The 15,957-nt window shown below is 69.7% G+C and carries 12 protein-coding genes and 2 pseudogenes; 4 read left to right on the top strand and 10 right to left on the bottom strand.

From position 1 onward, the window contains the following. Window positions 1-49 precede the first annotated feature (49 nt). Window positions 50-673: pseudogene (locus tag ACWY4P_RS45830) on the bottom strand (serine/threonine-protein kinase); the annotation flags it as partial. A 133-nt stretch (window positions 674-806) separates the two neighbouring features. Here ACWY4P_RS45830 and ACWY4P_RS45835 point away from each other — a divergent pair. Together ACWY4P_RS45835 and ACWY4P_RS45840 are read left to right on the top strand one after the other, a co-directional pair. Then, window positions 807-2,669: a DUF4158 domain-containing protein gene (locus ACWY4P_RS45835; protein ID WP_456206755.1), complete on the top strand. Its 1,863-nt coding sequence runs from the start codon at window positions 807-809 to the stop codon at window positions 2,667-2,669. Window positions 2,670-2,737: 68 nt separating this feature from the next. Then, a pseudogene (locus ACWY4P_RS45840) lies at window positions 2,738-3,921 on the top strand (transposase). 94 nt (window positions 3,922-4,015) lie between these two features. Here ACWY4P_RS45840 and ACWY4P_RS45845 read toward each other — a convergent pair. The 4 genes from ACWY4P_RS45845 to ACWY4P_RS45860 all read right to left on the bottom strand — a co-directional run bounded on the left by ACWY4P_RS45845 (window position 4,016) and on the right by ACWY4P_RS45860 (window position 6,712). Then, complete coding sequence (locus ACWY4P_RS45845) at window positions 4,016-4,309, bottom strand: DUF1330 domain-containing protein (protein WP_456206756.1); 294 nt, start codon at window positions 4,307-4,309, stop codon at window positions 4,016-4,018. Window positions 4,310-4,342: 33 nt separating this feature from the next. Continuing rightward, window positions 4,343-5,776, bottom strand: a complete 1,434-nt coding sequence (locus ACWY4P_RS45850) for an MFS transporter (RefSeq protein ID WP_456206757.1) — start codon at window positions 5,774-5,776, stop codon at window positions 4,343-4,345. Further along, the gene (locus ACWY4P_RS45855) at window positions 5,773-6,135 is read right to left on the bottom strand and encodes a MarR family winged helix-turn-helix transcriptional regulator (protein ID WP_014173936.1); all 363 of its coding nucleotides are present in this window, start codon (window positions 6,133-6,135) and stop codon (window positions 5,773-5,775) included. Before ACWY4P_RS45855 ends, ACWY4P_RS45850 begins: the two co-directional genes overlap by 4 nt. A gap of 127 nt (window positions 6,136-6,262) precedes the next feature. Beyond that, entirely contained in the window at window positions 6,263-6,712 is a 450-nt protein-coding gene (locus ACWY4P_RS45860) for a transposase (protein WP_456206758.1), read from the bottom strand. 519 nt (window positions 6,713-7,231) lie between these two features. Here ACWY4P_RS45860 and ACWY4P_RS45865 point away from each other — a divergent pair. Continuing rightward, the gene (locus tag ACWY4P_RS45865; RefSeq protein WP_365954547.1) at window positions 7,232-7,999 is read left to right on the top strand and encodes a dienelactone hydrolase family protein; all 768 of its coding nucleotides are present in this window, start codon (window positions 7,232-7,234) and stop codon (window positions 7,997-7,999) included. Window positions 8,000-8,297: 298 nt separating this feature from the next. On the opposite strand, the gene ACWY4P_RS45870 is transcribed toward ACWY4P_RS45865, so the two are convergent. From ACWY4P_RS45870 to ACWY4P_RS45890, 5 genes are all read right to left on the bottom strand, one after another. Continuing rightward, window positions 8,298-9,878, bottom strand: a complete 1,581-nt coding sequence (locus ACWY4P_RS45870) for a protein kinase domain-containing protein (protein WP_456213278.1) — start codon at window positions 9,876-9,878, stop codon at window positions 8,298-8,300. A 304-nt stretch (window positions 9,879-10,182) separates the two neighbouring features. After that, on the bottom strand, window positions 10,183-10,812 hold the full coding sequence (locus tag ACWY4P_RS45875) for a recombinase family protein (protein WP_456206759.1): 630 nt from the start codon (window positions 10,810-10,812) through the stop codon (window positions 10,183-10,185). Between the two features lie 159 nt (window positions 10,813-10,971). Continuing rightward, window positions 10,972-12,168, bottom strand: coding sequence for a TniQ family protein (locus ACWY4P_RS45880; protein ID WP_456206760.1), 1,197 nt, complete (start codon window positions 12,166-12,168; stop codon window positions 10,972-10,974). After that, on the bottom strand, window positions 12,165-13,061 hold the full coding sequence (locus tag ACWY4P_RS45885; RefSeq protein ID WP_456206761.1) for a TniB family NTP-binding protein: 897 nt from the start codon (window positions 13,059-13,061) through the stop codon (window positions 12,165-12,167). Before ACWY4P_RS45885 ends, ACWY4P_RS45880 begins: the two co-directional genes overlap by 4 nt. Beyond that, complete coding sequence (locus tag ACWY4P_RS45890; RefSeq protein WP_456206762.1) at window positions 13,058-14,704, bottom strand: Mu transposase C-terminal domain-containing protein; 1,647 nt, start codon at window positions 14,702-14,704, stop codon at window positions 13,058-13,060. Before ACWY4P_RS45890 ends, ACWY4P_RS45885 begins: the two co-directional genes overlap by 4 nt. Window positions 14,705-14,875: 171 nt before the next feature. Here ACWY4P_RS45890 and ACWY4P_RS45895 point away from each other — a divergent pair, with 171 nt between their 5' ends. Then, complete coding sequence (locus ACWY4P_RS45895; RefSeq protein WP_456206763.1) at window positions 14,876-15,928, top strand: tyrosine-type recombinase/integrase; 1,053 nt, start codon at window positions 14,876-14,878, stop codon at window positions 15,926-15,928. Window positions 15,929-15,957: the final 29 nt, after the last annotated feature.

Raw genomic sequence — 15,957 nt, forward strand, 5'->3', positions numbered from 1 at the left:
CGGTGCCCACGCCGTCCGTCGGCAGATCGACGGTGTCCGTCGCCGTGAGGTCGGCCCCCGGCGTACCGCCCGCGGCCACGAGCCGCAGGTCCTCCGCCGTCCGCGCGAGCGAGGTCCGTTCGTCCGGGTCCTTGCGCAACAGGCCCTCGATGACGGGGACGAGTGCTCCGGCCCGGTGCGGGACGGACGGTTCGTCGTCGACGACGGCGCGCAGGGTGGTCAGGGCGCTGCTGTGCCGGGAGGGCGAACAGCCCTGGACGGCGGCGTAGAGCAGCACGCCGAGGGACCACAGGTCCGAGGCAGGGCCCGGCATGCGGCCCAGCGCCCGTTCCGGGGCGAGGTACTCGGGGGAGCCGACGACCTCACCGGTCATCGTCAGGGCCGAGTCCCCCTGGATCACGGCGATCCCGAAGTCGCTGAGAATGACCCGGCCGTCGTCGGCGAGCAGGACATTGGCCGGCTTTGCGTCACGGTGCAGCACCCCGGCCTCGTGCGCGGCCTGGAGCGCGGCCAGGACCTCCGCGCCGATCCGCGCGGCCTCCCGCGGTGCCAACGAGCCCTCCGCCTTCAACTGGTCGGCGAGCGACCGGCCGCGAACCAGCTCCATCACGATCCACGGGCGGTCCTCGTCGGTGACCACGTCGTGGACGGTGATCACGTTGCGGGCGGTGACGGGGTGTGACCGAGATACGCGCCAAAGGGGCAACGGGATGATCTTGAAGCCCTGAGCACCCGTCGGCCGTCACTCATTCGGCTCAGTGTCGTTGGTGGTGATGTTGAGCGTCGTCTGGGGCCTGGGGTGGGTTGTGACATCGATTGAACGGACCGCGTATCCGCGGTTCAAGCGGCTGATCACCGCGCATGAGCTGCATCTGTTCTTCTCCCCGAGTCGCGATGAGCTGGAGTGGGCGGCCGATGCCACGGACTGCGATGAGCATCTGCTGGCGCTGCTGCTGATGCTGAAGTCGTACCGGCGTATGGGGTGTTTCCCGGCGCTGGAGGACGTCCCGGAGATGGTGGTGGACTTCGTCCGGCGTGCGATGGAGCTGCCGGAGGGCACGCTGCCGGCGTACCGGGCGGAGCGGATCGCCAAGCACCACCGGGGCCTGGTCCGCAAGCAGGCCGGAGTGACGTACGACCAGGCCAAGGCCCGCGGGATCGTCGAGCAGTCGATCCGCAAGGAGGCCGCGGCGAAGAACCGCCCGGCGGACCTCATTAACATCGCGCTGGAGAAGGTGGTGGAGGCCGGGCTGGAGCTGCCGGGGTTCTCGACCTTCGACAAGATGGCCTCGAAAATCCGTACCGAGGTGAACGCCTCGATCTGTACGGGCATCCACGACCGCATGAGCGCTGCTCAGCGGGCAGGGCTCATGCGGCTGTTGGAGGACCGTGACAGCGACGGGACGACGCTGTTCAACCGGCTGAAGAAGCCCGCCAAGGGCCCGACCTGGTCGCACTTCAAGAACCTGACCAAGCGTCTGGAATGGCTGGACGAGCTCGGCGACACCGACGTGTGGATGGACGGAGTCGCCGCGGGGAAGGTCACCGACTTCGCTGGGGAGGCGGACGCGTCGGACGCCTCGGAGCTGCGGGACTTCGTCCCCGTCAAGCGCATCGCGCTGGTCGCGGCCTTGACGCACAAGGCGCGGATGCGGGTGCGGGACGACCTGGCGACGATGTTCTGCAAGCGCGTGGCGATGAAGATCAAGAAGGCCAAGGCGGAGCTGGAGGAGATCCGGCTCGCGGAGCGGGAGATCGTCGAGGCCCTGATCGGGAACTACCGCACGGTGCTCAAGCACATCGACGAGGGCGGCCCGGCCCAGGAGGCGCTCGCGAAGGCCGCGGCCATGACCGCCGAGGTCCGCCAGACCCTGGAGGGTCTGGACGAGGAGGCGTCGGTTGACGAGGTCGCGACGTGGCTGGAGGGCAGGGTCTCCCCGGCGGTCCTCGCCCTGGTGAAGGCCCAGGTGGTGCAGGCCGGCGGGTTCGGCGCGGTCACCCGCGCGGTGGACGGCATCGGCGGGTTCGCGAAGCAGTACGAGCAGATCGAGAAGGTCTCTGCCCATCACGGCAACTTCTGGGAGGTGCTGCTGTACGGGCAGATCGGCCGGGACCGGGCGGTGATGTTCGACCTGGCCGAGAACGGCAAGCTGAAGTTCACCGCGACCAGCGAGGACAGCCGGGTGCTGGACGCCCTCGCACACGCCCAGCGGCACCAGGCGGCCCGCGGCGAGTACATCACCGCCTTCAACGAGGAGGGCAAGGAGGTCGACATCTCCTTCGCCACCCAGAACTGGCGCAAGGCGGTGGTCGACAACCCGGACCGGGCAGTTCGTGCGCAAGCACTTCGAGGCGATGGTCTTCACCGCGCTCGCCGAGGAACTGCGCACCGGCGACGTCGCGGTGGTCGGCTCGGAGGAGTACGCCGACTGGTCCGAGCAGCTGCTGACCTGGGAGGTCGTCCAGGAGACGCTGGGGTCCTACCTGGTGGAGGTCGGCCTCGCCGAGCAGGGCGAGAGTGCCGAGTTCGACGCCCAGTTCTTCCGCCGGCAGCTGGAGGACAAGCTGCGGGGCGCGGCCGCCGCGGCGGATGCCGGGTACCCGGAGAACGATGGCTTGGTGATCGATCCGGAGACGGGTATCCCGTCGCTGAAGGCGTTCAGGGCTGACGGTCAGCGGCCCTCGGCGAGGCGGCTGGAGCAGGAGATCAAGGCGAGGATGCCGGAAGCGTTCCCTGATGGGGATCGTGGCCCGGACCGCGTACTGGGTGGAGTGGTGGCGCCGTTTCGGCCCGCCGTCCGGCAACGAGCCCAAGCTCACCGACCCCCTGGGCCGCTACGTGATCGTCACGTTCGTCAAGGGCACCAACATGGGCCCGTACGAGGCCGCCCGGCACATCCCCGGCGTGAGCGGGCACGAGCTGTCGTACGTCGCCAACAAGCACTTCTCGATCGTGCTGCTGAACGAGGCGGTCGCCGACCTGGTGAACGCACACGCCCGCCTCGACATCTCGCAGGCGTGGGGCGACGGAACCGCGGTGGCGGCGGACGGCACCCACATGGACACCTATCTCGACAACCTGCTCTCCGAGACGAGCGTGCGGTACGGCAAGCCGGGCGGGATCGCCTACCACCACGTCTCGGACACCTACATCGCGCTGTTCACGCACTTCATCCCGTGCGGGGTGTGGGAGGCCGTGTACATCATCGAGGGACTGCTGAAGAACACCAGCGAGGTGCAGCCGACCACGGTGCACGCGGATACGCAGGGCCAGAGCTTCCCTGTCTTTGCGCTCGCCCACCTGCTGGGCTTCGACTTGATGCCCAGGATCAGGAACTGGGCCAGTTCCGCCACCTGATGCGCGTGGCCGTCTCCGTACGCGAGGGCACCATCTCCTCCTCCACACTGCTCAAGCGCCTGCACTCGGGGTCGAGGAAGAACGCCACCTACGCCGCCTTCCGCGAGGTCGGCCGCGTGATCCGCACCGTCCAGCTCCTGCGCTACCTCTCGGACGCGCCGCTTCGCCGACGGGTGACCGCGGCGACCAACAAGGTCGAGTCGTTCAACCGGTTCTCCCAGTGGATTGGCTTCGGCAACCGCGGTGTCATTGCCGACAACGACCCCATCGAGCAGGAAAAGGCGATGAAGTTCAACGCCCTGCTCACGAACGCGGTGATCTTCCACAATGCCCTGGACATCGCGGAGATCGTCCGCCAGCTGCTGGAAGAGGGATGGGAGATCGACCCGGAAGACCTGGCGCACATCTCGCCGTACCTGACCGAACACATCAACCGGTTCGGCGAGTACAGCACCCACGAACTCGGCATCCAGCCCGAGGCGTACGACCCGAAACTCGACGTCGACTTCACCCCGCTGCGCGAGCAGGACCTGACCGCCGCCGGCCTCGGCCAGGCTGCCTGAGCCGTGAGGGAACTAGCTGGTGACACCCTTCACGGGAGCGGGCCGGTATACCCCAGAATCCTGCTGCTTCAGTGAAGATCCGACTGGACCTCGGTCAGTCGATGCCTTCGACGATGCGGAAGTCGCGCTCGACGCCGTCGGAGAGGGCGACCAGCGCCTCCTGGTAGGCCGCACTCTCGTGCGCCGCGACGGCCTGCTCGAAGCTGTCGAACTCGATCAGGACGGTGCGCCCGGCGATTCCGGCGTCATGCGCCACGACCCGACTGCCACGGGCGAGGATCCGACCGCCCCCGGCCTCGACGGCCGGACCGGCCAGCTTGTTGTAAGCAGCCAGCTTCTCAGGGTCTGAAATGGTGCGGTAGGCGCTGACCCAGTAGCCCTTGGGCATGGAACCTCCAGTGTTGGGATGAGTGCATCTGACTTACGGGTTGGTCTCGGACGAGCGTCGGCGGGCGAGAGCGAGGCTTGTCAGCGTCGTGATCGCCATGGCGCCGATGCCGACCAGCGCCGCGGTGGTGTAGGCGCTGTCGTCGGGGAAGAGGTGGCCGGGGCCGGTGCCCGCGGCGAGGATCAGGCCGCCGATGGCGCTGCCCAGGGAGTACCCGACGCTGCGGACGACGTAGTTGAAGCTCATGGCGCTCGACGTCTCGCTCTTGGGGGTGACGGCCAGGATGACGCCGGGCATCGCGGCCGAGAAGCCGCCGACGCCGAAGCCGAGCACGCCCATCGCCGCGAACAGTTCGGCCAGGTCCGACCGGGCCGCCGCGAACAGGGCGAACCCGCCGCCGACCACGACGGCGCTGCCGGCCAGGAGCAGGGGGTCGGCGATCCGCGTCCGGACCCGCGGCGTGAGCTTGCCGGCGACGAACCCCAGCACCGAGAACGGGATGAGGACCAGCCCGGCGACGAAGGTCGTCAGCCCGAAGCCGTAGCCGGCGCCGTGCGGCGTCTGCGCGTACCGGGTGATGAGCGTGAGCAGGAGGTACATGCCGATCCCGCCGACGAACATGGCGAGGTTCGCCCCGGCGACCGCCGGGTGCCGCACCGCCCGCACATCGACCAGGGGCGTCGTGCTGCGCAGCTCGATGACGGCCCAGACGCAGAGCAGCACCACCGCGACGACGGCGAGGCCCGCCGCCACGGCGAGGTGCCGGCTCCACAGATTCCGTTCGCCGGCGAGGAACAGCACCAGGAGCAGCGCAGCGGCCAGGACGACCGAGCCTGCCACGTCCACGTGGGCGGAGCGGCCTTCGGGGGCTTCGGGCATGGAGCGCCACGCGGTCAGGAGGGCGGCGGCGGTGACGACCAGGCCGAGGCCGTAGGCGGCCCGTACCCCGCCGAGCTCGGCGAGCAGTGCGGCCAGCGGGTAGCCGACGCCGGCCCCGATGATCGAGACCACCGAGATCAGGGCGATCACGGCCGCGCTGCGCTCCTCGGGGAGGTGGTCCCGGGCCACGCCCATCATCAGCGCCGTCAGCCCGAGCCCGACGCCCTGGGCCGCCCTGCCGGCCAGCAGCCACGCGAACGGCAGCGGCAGCACGGTGAGCGCGCTGCCGGCGACGACGACCGCCAGCGTGGCGAGGATCGTGGCCCGCCGGTGCCGGCCGGCTCCGAGCCGGCCCAGGACCGGCGTGGCGACGGCGCCGCTGAGCAGCGCGACGGTCAGCGTCCACTGCGCGCTGCCGAGCGAGACGTGGAACGAGGTCGCCACGCTGGTGATGAGCGGTGTCCCGAGGCTGGCGACCGCCGCCACGACCAGAGCGATGAACATCAGGGCGGGGACCAGCAGCCGCGCCTCGGAACGCGCCACCGGGAACGCCTTCACCGCGACCCCGCCGACCGGCTGCCCGGTCACTGCTTCGGCCCTTCGCGGTCCTGGCTTTCGAGCTCTGCCAGATGCTTCAGCGCCGGAAGGGCCGCCACCAGCGCCTCGACCTCGTCGCCGGTGAGCTCGCCGATCAACCGCTCGAACGCGTGGACGCCCGCCTGGCGCCGCGTCCGGACATAGGAGGCGCCGGCCTCGGTCAGGCACACCAGCGTGACCCGCTTGTCGGACGCGTCGCCCCGCCGCTCGACCAGGCCGGACTCCTCCATCACCCGGACCAGGGCGGTCATCGCGGGCTGGGTGACGCCCTCGACCGCGGCCAGATCGGTGATGCGCCGCGGGCCGGTCCGGTCCAGGGTGGCCAGGGTGGCGGCGGACGTCAGGCTCATGTCCCGGGGCAGGCGTCTCGCGGCCCTGGTGGCCAGGCCGTAGAGGGCTGCCCCGATGGCGGCGGACGCGCCAGGAGCGGTGTCTTGACGACTCATGCTCGAAGCATAGCATTTTTATATTCATAGTTTATGGAAATGGTCGACTGGTGCGGGCGGCGCGCCCCTTGAGCAGGCCGGCCCGCCGGATCCGGGTCAGTGTCAGGCCCAGCAGCCGGTCGGCGCGGTCGCCCTCGGCGAGCCGGTCGCGGAAGTCGGACAGCACGCTGTGGTGGAAGCCGGGGTCTTCCAGCTCCAGGCCGAGGGCGTACTTGAAGTCGATGCGGCAGCGCACCGCCTCGGCGGCCTGGCGGTCCGACAGGTTCAGCGCGTACTGCAGCACGCAGACGGTGGCCAGCTGCGCGGGCGAGAGCCCGGGGCGGCCGTCGCGCGGGTACCAGGCGGTGAAGTCCTCGTCGCTGAACAGGCCGTCGAGGCGGTCGCGGATCCACATCGCAGTGGTGCCGTGGGGGTTGCTGGCCCGGGCGACCCGCACGGTCAGCGCCGGGATCTCGGCTCCGGGACGGGGCTGGAGGGACATGTCAGGCTCCTGGGAGACATGGGCAGAACGCCCCCACAAGCCTGACGCAACGTCACGATCGTTGACTGTCCGTCCTCAAGATTCCCGACAGAGTCCGACCCGGAAGACCTGGCGCACATCTCGCCGTACCTGACCGAACACATCAACCGGTTCGGCGAGTACAGCACCCACGAACTCGGCATCCAGCCCGAGGCGTACGACCCGAAACTCGACGTCGACTTCACCCCGCTGCGCGAGCAGGACCTGACCGCCGCCGGTCTCGGCCAGGCTGCCTGAGCCGTGAGGGAACTAGCTGGTGACGCCCTTCACGGGAGCGGGCCGGTATACCCCAGAATCCTGCTGCGAGGGTCAGCCTCCAACACCGTGGCCCGGGCAGGTGATCCGATAGCGCTGCCGTGGGGGCGGGGTTTGTGACGGTTCTTGTGGGCCCTCGCCGTATTTCAGAGGGATACCCGCGCTGTTCTGCCAGCGGCAGAACACCGGCCGGACCGGGCTCGACGATCACTACAGTCCAGTCTCATGACGACGATTACGACGCGTACGGTCGAGTATCCGGCCGACGGTTTGACGATGATCGGGCACCTCGCGCTCCCGGCCGGTGTCGACCGCCGGCCCGCGGTGCTGCTCGGACCAGAGGGCATGGGGCTCAGCGACGTCGAGCGCCGCCGGGCCGATGCTCTTGCCGAGCTGGGATATATAGCGCTGGCCTTCGACCTTCATGGCGGGCGCTATTTGGGCGACCCCGAGGAGATGCTGGCCCGTTGCCTGCCGCTGCTCGCTGATCCCGAGCGGATGCGAGGCATCGGCCATGCGGCGCTCGATGTGTTGTGCACCGAACCGCGGACCGACCCCGACCGGATCGCCGCCGTCGGCTATGGCACGGGGGGTGCCGTCGGGCTGGAACTCGGGCGCGGCGGCGTCAGCCTGCGCGCGATCGGGACAGTCAACGCACTGACCACGGGCCGACCGGGCGAGGCGGCGCGCATTCGCTGCCCGGTGTGGGCCGGGGTCGGGTCGGAAGACCCGATCATGCCGCCCGCGCAACGGAACGCGTTCACCGCTGAGATGCAGGCCGCGGGCGTCGACTGGCGCCTCGCGGTCTACGGCGGCGCCTTGCACGCCTTCCACCACCCGCCGGTCGGCCACCCCGTGGTCCCCGGCGTCGGCTACCACCCACGGCACGCGCAGCGAGCCTGGCGCGACGTCGTCGACCTGCTCGCCGAGTGCCTGCCCGTGACGGAGGATCTGGGGCATGACCCAGGTAAGCATGCTGGCCCCGGGCACTGACAGTCCACTCTCCTCAAGTCCGCACAGCAGAAACGCATTCGGGCGTTTACTCGATCGCGGAGACGTATTCACAACTACCGCAGTAAATACCGGATTTACTGCGGCAGGGCCCCTACCGTGATCACCGCGACCTGCGGCGGACCAATCCGGCCGCCGGGGCGAGGTGTACGCATTTACTGCGGCAGTGCCGGAAGGGCGGGACGGCGTGGCGATCGATGTCAGCTTCCGGAGTCGTCTGCGCGGGTGTCCGAAGTGGCCTGCGCTCCGGCTGGCGGGCGGCCGAACCTTGGCGTGGGTCTCACCGTGCGGTGGGAGGTTCCTCGCCCGCCTCTTGGTCGACCTGCTCCAGGGCCGCCTCGATATGGCCCAGCACCCGCTCCGCGAGCCCTGCCCTGACCTCTGTACACTGGGCGAGGGCTTTTGTCAGTTCAGTCCGCTGACGGTTAGTCATCGGTCCGAGTACACAGACGGGGATGAGCCCGCTCTTGCGGACGGCGATCTTTCCTGGGTGCGACGGGGGCCACCCTGCCGGATGGGCTGGGGCCGAGCGCGCTGCGTCGATGGTGAACTGGGCGTAGAGGCCGGTGTACCTATAGGGGCGCGCGCTGCGAGACCCGCTTCCATCGAGCCAGTTGAATTCTATGGGGGCGTCGATCTCTTCGATCGTGACCCCGTTTACCTGGTTCCACCGGTATTCACGCCTGCCAGTGGTGCTGGTGGTCGCGATGCCCTGCGGCCCAACGAGCAGGGACCAGCCCGATGTCCTGAGCCGGTAGGTCACTGTAGAGAGCCACAGAAGAGTCCCGAGCGCGAATAGCCCGAAGACGATCGACACACTGAACCACCCTATCCAACCCTCACCGCTCTGCCTTTCTAACTTGTGCAGCAGCAGCGGCACGACGACGCCTGGCGTCGTCAGTGCCAGCCCTACCTTGGACAAACCGGCCAGGCAGCCCTTGCCCGAAGAATCGGTGTAGGTGGACAGGGGTTCCTTTCCCGTCCACGCAATGGTGAACGGGCGGTCTGACGCTGGTGGCGGTGGCGGTGGCGGTGGCGGTGGCGGTGGCTCGGGGGCGCGGTCGAGTTGTCGCAGCGCCTGGGAGAGGTCGGCTGCGTTCGGGTATCGCTGGGCGGGGTCCTTGTGCAACAGCCTCAGCACGAGGTCGTCCCAGGCGGGTGGGACGCCGGCGGAGACCGAGCTGGGGGCGGGCGGCTCCTGGGTGAGGTGGGCCGTGAGGTATCCCACGGTGTCGGGGGCCTGGAACGGCAGTCGTCCTGTGATCAGCTCGAAGAGGAGGCAGCCGAGTGCGTACAGGTCGCTGCTCGGTTCCGGGAAGCCCCGCGCTTGTTCGGGTGCCATGTAGGGGGGTGTGCCCACGATGAAGCCGGTCTGGGTGAGGCGGTCTGCGGTCGCGTAGGGGTCGGCTGCCCTCGCGATGCCGAAGTCGAAGACCTTCACGGTGCCGGAGGGCGTGATGAGGATGTTGGAGGGCTTGATGTCCCGGTGCATGATTCCGGCGTCATGCGCGTCAGCAAGGGCGTCACCTATCTGCGCGCCCCATCGGGCAGCGTCCGGCAGGGTGACGATGCCTCGGCGCAGCATTGCGTCCAGGCCCTCGCCGCGGACCAGCTCCATCACGAGGAACGGAGCTCTGTTGCCCTCGGTGCCGGTCTCGCCGAGATCGTGGATGGTCACGATGTTCGGGTGCTGCAGTTGGGCGGTGATCCGTGCCTCGCGCAGGAACCTGGCGCGTGCCTCTCCGCCGCGACTTCCGCCACCGGCGAGCAGGGAGATCACCTTGACCGCGACGGGTCGACCCAGCGTCTCGTCCTGCGCCTCCCATACTTGCCCCATACCGCCCTCACCGAGCTGCCGCACCAACCGGTAACGGCCCCCGAGAAGCTGGTCTCGCACTGCTACGCCTCCCCCGTTTCGAACATTCCTGTTCTTCCGGCCGGCGAACCAGCGCGATGGGGATCATGACGCGACCGCGAAGGCGACACGCCCGTTACCCAGAAACCCGCCAGACGGCGGGGGTATTCGCCAAGACGGCCACCCTGATCCGGATCAGCTTTCCATCCCCGGCGCGTCCCCGGCTTCGGAGCGGGGCCGTCGACTGCTGCGCGCGCAGGGCTTCCGCTCCGTCCGATGACCTCGACCTGTTGTGGGTCAGGAGCCAAGGTCATTGCGCGTCTCCGGACGGTGCGGCGGCGGAGGCTGCCTCGGCGAGATAGCGGTGAAGCGAGGTCTTGGGGATTCCGGTCTTCGCGGCGATCTGCCCGAGGCTGATGCCCTGCTGCTTGAGGAGCCTGGCGTACTCGATCTTGTCGGCGGGGTGGGCGACGGGGCGGCCGATGCGGCGGCCGGCGGCTTCGGCGACGGCGCGGGCGTGGGCGGCTCGCTCGGCGGTGAACGTGCGCTCCATCTCAGCGAACAAGGCCAGCAGCAGGAAGGCGATGCGGCCCATGCCCTCGTCGGCGGTGTTGATCGGCAGCGGATCGGCCAACGAGCGCACACCGACCTGCCTGTCGCTCAGATCGTGGACGAGGTTGAGGACTTCACGCAGGTTGCGGCCGAGCCGGTCGAGGGTGTGCACCACGATGGTGTCGCCGGGACGGGCGTAGGCGAGGAGATTGGTCAGGCCGGGGCGTTCGACAGTGGCGCCACTCTTCTTGTCGACGTAGATCCGTTCATCCGGGATGCCCGCTGCCCCGAGGGCGTCGAGTTGGCGTTCCAGGCTCTGTTTGGTGGTGGAAACCCGGGCGTAGGCGAGTTCGAGTCCCTGGGCGGGGCGCCGCTGGTCGGTTGCCATCGCCACACCGTACCGGAAGTTAGCTTCGTACGACCCTTTCGGAACACTTGTTGTGGAACGGCTTACGGAACGATCCGCCCGGCGATCGCCCCAGGATGTCAGCGTCCTGACGGGGCGTCGAGCATCCCGTTCCACTTCCAAGGATGTGGAACACGGATGTCAGGTGAGATCGATGCGGCCGAGTTCGCGGGCGCTGGGCAGGAAGTCAGCGGGGACGCCGGCACCGAACAGGAAGGCGCGTTCTTCTTCGAACCGGTTGATGGTGCGACAGCCGAGGGTGAGCAGGATCAGAAGCTGGCGGGCGGCGTCGCGGTCGGTGCGGGCCAGGGCGAGCGCCGTCTCTATCTGATCCATGGCCTCCTGCCAGGAGCTGCGGTGCGGTGCGGGCCGGTCGCCGTCGTAGACGTGACGTTGCTCCGGACGCAGGGTCGAGGCGAGACGGCCGCAGGCGATCACGGTCCCTTTGGCGGCCAGGTTCAGTGCGGTGCCGGCGGCGTGCAGCATCGCCTCCTGGACCTCGGGCGCCAGGTATTCGTAGGGCCGCCAGGTGGTCAGTCCGGCACGTTGTTCTCGGCCGGTGGCCTCCCAGACGTGTTCCAGCATGGCCCGGCCGTGACTGCTGCGGCCGGTCAGGGAGAGGCTGACCTCGTCCAGCAGCGAGCGCAGCAGCCGGAACCACACCCCGGCGTGCACGGTGCGGCCGGGGAGGGTGACCCGTCCGGTGGTGAGTCCTTCGTAGGTGTAGCGGTCCACGGTGGCCAGTGGTTCGGCCAACTGCGTCGGTCCCGGCCCCTCATGGCCGAGGGCGAGGGCGGCATCGACTGCGGCGGCTTCTTCGAGGCGGCACCCGTGCTCGATGCAGCCGGTCATCAGCGGCAGCCGCCAGATCAGGGCCCGCCCGCGGTCGGGGTCGGCGGCGCACACCGGGCAGGCCCGGTGCAGCGACCGTCCGAGCCACGGGCCCGGCCAGCGCTTCCAGCGGTTGACCTGGTTGGTGCCGGCCTCGCCCGGGGCCAGGAGCACGGAGTGGTCCCGCACGTAGGCGTCGAACATCGGCTGTGTCTGATCGATCGGCACGGTGAGTGTGTCGAACAGCCAGGGCTCCCAGCCCGCCAGCGTCATCGCCCGCAGCCGGGCGAGTTCGACGCCGGTGCGTTCGGCCAGCGCGGCGAGCATCGGCGCCGGCGGGTCGTAGTCCAGGTCGGCCGGAACGGCCAGGCCGACCAGGCCGAGGTTGCGGGTGAGCAGGTCGGTCACCGGCATCTCGTACAACCGGGCCAGTCGGCCCAGCCACGACGAGAGGGCTTCCAGCGGGCCGGGCTGCGGGTGCAGTGGCCACCGCCGAACGCCGCTCACGTCAGCTCGCGTTCGAACAGCCGGCGCCGCTCGCTCGGCCCGGCATACGGGGCCAGCAGCAGGGTGCGCTGGTTGATGGCCTCCTCACCAGATTCGATCGCGGCCACCGCGGCGTCGGTGAGCAGGTGGGCCAGCTCTCCGATCGTGCCTTCGCTGCGGGTGAGCAGGTAGCCGGCCATCTCGGTGGTGGCGATGGGCGAGGGCCTGCGCAGCGGGAACGCCGCGGCGAAGCTGGCCAACAGGGAGCAGGCATCGGCGCCGGTCTCCCAGCGCGGCAGCGTCAGTGGCGCGAACCGGTTCTCCAGCTGGTCATCGGCCCGGATAGCCAGATAGGCGTCCCGGGTGCCGACGCCGACCAGCGGGATGCGCAATTCGTTGCCCAGAAACCGCAGCAGGTTCAAGAACTCCCGGCGCTTGTCGCCGCGCCCGCCGAGGACGTTGTGCAGCTCGTCGATGACCAGCATGCGCACCCCGGCCGACCGCAGCATCCGCAGCGCCAACTGTTCGACGTCGGCCAGCCGGTAACGGGCCCGCAGCGGGGCGCCGAGCGCGGCCAGCAGCGCGGTGTAGAAGCGGATCACCGTCGGGTCGGAAGGCATCTGCATCACCAGCACCGGGATCTCCTCGCGGTCCGGGTGCGAGACCGGCGCGTGTGCGCGGCGGAACTTCTCCACGATCATCGACTTGCCGTTGTTGGTCGGCCCGATCAGCAGCAGGTTCGGCATCCGCTGCTTGGACGGCCAGGCCAGCAGCGTCTCCAGCCGCTGAACCGCCTCGGCGGCCCGCGGGTAGCCGATCCACCGGTCCGCTCGTACGTACCGCAGCCGCTCGGCAACCGGCAGCCGCGCGATCTGCTGCGCGGCCGGGTGCAGGTGCGACAAGTCCTCGTTCACCACTGTTCGATGACCTCGAACGGCTTGACCGCCGCCTCCCCGTCCTGCCCGGCCGACGGGGCAGGCGGCTTCGGCGGCAGCGAGGGCCCCGTCCCGGGCTGCGCCTCGCTTCGGCGCTGGCGGTCACGGCGAGCCTTGCGGGTGACCGCACTCGCGGTTTCGGTGATCTGGCGCATCTGCGCCACCATGGCGAACAGCGCGTCCTCATCGACCTCGGCGCGGCCCAGCTCGCGCAGCCGCGCGACAGCCGCCTTCTGTTCCCACGCGCTGATCGGGGGCCGCGACAGCGTCCGGTAGGGCACCTCCAGATAGTCGGTGCCCTCCGGGTCCAGGACCCAGATCCGGCTGATGTCACGCGGATCACGGCGCAGGACGAACCGGCCCAGCTCGTCGCGGCGGGCGATCCACGGCCTGAGCGCGTCGCTGTAGTACTGCACGTAGTCGATCACGAACCCCGACCGGGACAAGGTCCGGCGGACCACAGGCAGGAAGTCCACCAAGAACGCGGTCTCGTTGGTCACGGTCACCAACTCGGCCCCCGCGGCCTTCTCCGCCCAGACCCCGGCCGGAGTACGGCTCAGGGTCTCGTGCACCTGGCCGTGGTAGCAGGCCACCGCCAGCGCCAGCCACCGCTGAAGCTCCAGCAGCGTCAGCACTGCCTTGCCGTCGCTGTCATAGGTGCCGCGGTCGGCGATGCTGGAGAACGTCGTGCCCGGCAATTCGTGGACCAGCTCCATCATCGTGCCGATCAGCCGCTCAACGATCCCGCCGAAGTGCGGCAGGCCCGGCGGCCGGTACCGCAAGCCGATGCCGTGCTGGTCGCAACCGCGGCGAAGCGCCTCGCTCTTGAACTCGGAGGCGTTGTCCAGGTACAGCTCGCGTGGCTTGCCGCTCATCGGCCAGGCGGCCTCCACCCCCAGCCGCTCCAGCCACGGCCGCTTGTCGGTGACCGCATGCGCCAGGCACAGCCCGACCGAGGTCGCCGACGGCGCCTCCAGTGTCACCACCAGGCCCACCACGCACCGGCTGATCACATCGATCGCCGCCGTCAAATACGGGCGGCCGATCGGCATCCGGTGCTGCTCGTCGACCACGATCACGTCCACCGGCGTGTGGTCGACCTGGACCTGCTCCAGCAAATCGACCATCGCAGGCGGCACACCCCCAGCTGGCCGCAACCGGCGGGCCGCCTCGCTCCCCTCCCGCGCGACCGTGGAAGAGATCGGCTCCAGCCGCGCGATCCGCCGCACCACCGACCCCCGCGACGGAGCCCGCAGCCCACCAAGGCGGCACTGGCGTGCGATCTCCCGGTGGACGGCCGCCACGCTCCGGCGCTGCCGCGTCAGGTACCGCCTGCGGAGCACCTCCGCAACGATCGCCTCGACCTCGTCCGGCAGCCGCCCACTCCCGCGGCCACCACCGGAACGGCCCGGCAGCAGGTCCGAGACCACCCCCACACCCGCGCGCCACCGCCCCACCAGCACATACACCTGACGCCGGGATATCCCCCGCATTGCGGCGGCCTCATCCGCGTCCGCCAGCCCCACCCTGGCCTTCTCGGCGAGCGGCCCGATCACCTCGGCCTGCCGTACCGCGGCATCCCCCACACCGGCCGGAGCGGTCAGCACCCCACGCTCGGCCACCGGTCCCTCCACCACTCGGCCCCCTCCGCAAAACGCGCACACGACTACGGCCAACTTGACCGTAGTGCAGGCGACTTCGTGACGCGGGAGAGTTCACAGTTCCCTGCACTGCGCGACGAAACCCCAGCTCATCCGTGCACGCGAGTACGGACATTCACAACGATCGAACCGGTGACCGAACTCGGGAGCGGGGGCGCACTTCGGTTGCCGCGCGCTCGGGTCGTACCTCTGTCCGCCCCGCCGTCGTCGTACACCGCGGCGGTCGAGCGGTACCTCACCGGCGCGGGCATCGCGAAGTCCTCCGCGCGGATCTACCGGATCTCCCTCACGACGTGGGGATGGATGCTCGCCGGCGAACCGCCGCCGACCGGACCCGCCCGCCGAGGCGCGAAACCGCCCGTCTTCCCCGTCGCCGCGATCGACGACCCGGCACTACCGGAGGTCTTGGCCGAGCTGGCGGCGGCGCGGGCGGACGAGATGGACGCCGACACCGTCAACCGGGAGCTGTCCATCGCGCGCAAGGCGATCGGCTGGTGGCAGCGCCAAGGCTGGATCGAGTGCGATCCGACGATCGGCATCGAGCGGCGGCCGGCGCCGCCGGACCGCACCAAGGCTCTCGCGGAGAACCAGATCGCCGCCCTGTGGCGCCTCGACGTCGCGCTGCGGGAGAAGACGCAGTGGAAGATGCTCTACGAGTCCGCCGCACGGGCCGACGAGGTGCTGTGCCTCAACGTGGAAGACCTCTACCCGCAGGACAAGCGCGGCAGGATCACCGCCAAGGGCGGGGCGACCGAGTGGATCCACTGGCAGTCCGGCACCGCCCAGCTCCTGCCCCGCCTCATCGCCCGCCGTACCCGCGGCCCGCTGTTCCTCACCGACCGCAAGGCCCCGGCCGGAACACCCACGCTCGACGTGTGCCCGGAGACCGGCCGGGCCCGGCTCTCCTACCGCCGCGCTGAGGAGATCTTCGAGGAGAACACCCGGCTGCTGGCAAACCCCCTCGCCTCGCCCGACGACATCGAGGACCTGGACGGCTGGACGCTTCACCGGCTACGTCACAGTGCCCTGACGCACGACGCGGAGGACGGCACCTCCACCCCGATGCTGCTGGCCCGCTCCCGCCACGCCTCCGTCCGCTCCCTGGAGCGCTACGCCCGCCCCGGCGTCGACTCGGTCGCCCGGCACGTCGCCGAACGCGACCCCGCTGCACGTCGCCGCAGGTAAATCCGAGCGGATCAGTGCTTCAAGATCAT

The sequence above is a fragment of the Streptomyces sp. LZ34 genome, from assembly GCF_053890475.1.

Excerpts from the sequence above, each read along its gene's own strand:
- ACWY4P_RS45845 (WP_456206756.1), bottom strand. The coding sequence starts at position 4,309 with ATGCCCAAGGGCTACTGGGTCAGCGCCTACCGCACCATTTCAGACCCT.
- ACWY4P_RS45855 (WP_014173936.1), bottom strand. The coding sequence starts at position 6,135 with ATGAGCCTGACGTCCGCCGCCACCCTGGCCACCCTGGACCGGACCGGC.
- ACWY4P_RS45860 (WP_456206758.1), bottom strand. The coding sequence starts at position 6,712 with ATGTCCCTCCAGCCCCGTCCCGGAGCCGAGATCCCGGCGCTGACCGTG.
- ACWY4P_RS45865 (WP_365954547.1), top strand. The coding sequence starts at position 7,232 with ATGACGACGATTACGACGCGTACGGTCGAGTATCCGGCCGACGGTTTG.
- ACWY4P_RS45875 (WP_456206759.1), bottom strand. The coding sequence starts at position 10,812 with ATGGCAACCGACCAGCGGCGCCCCGCCCAGGGACTCGAACTCGCCTAC.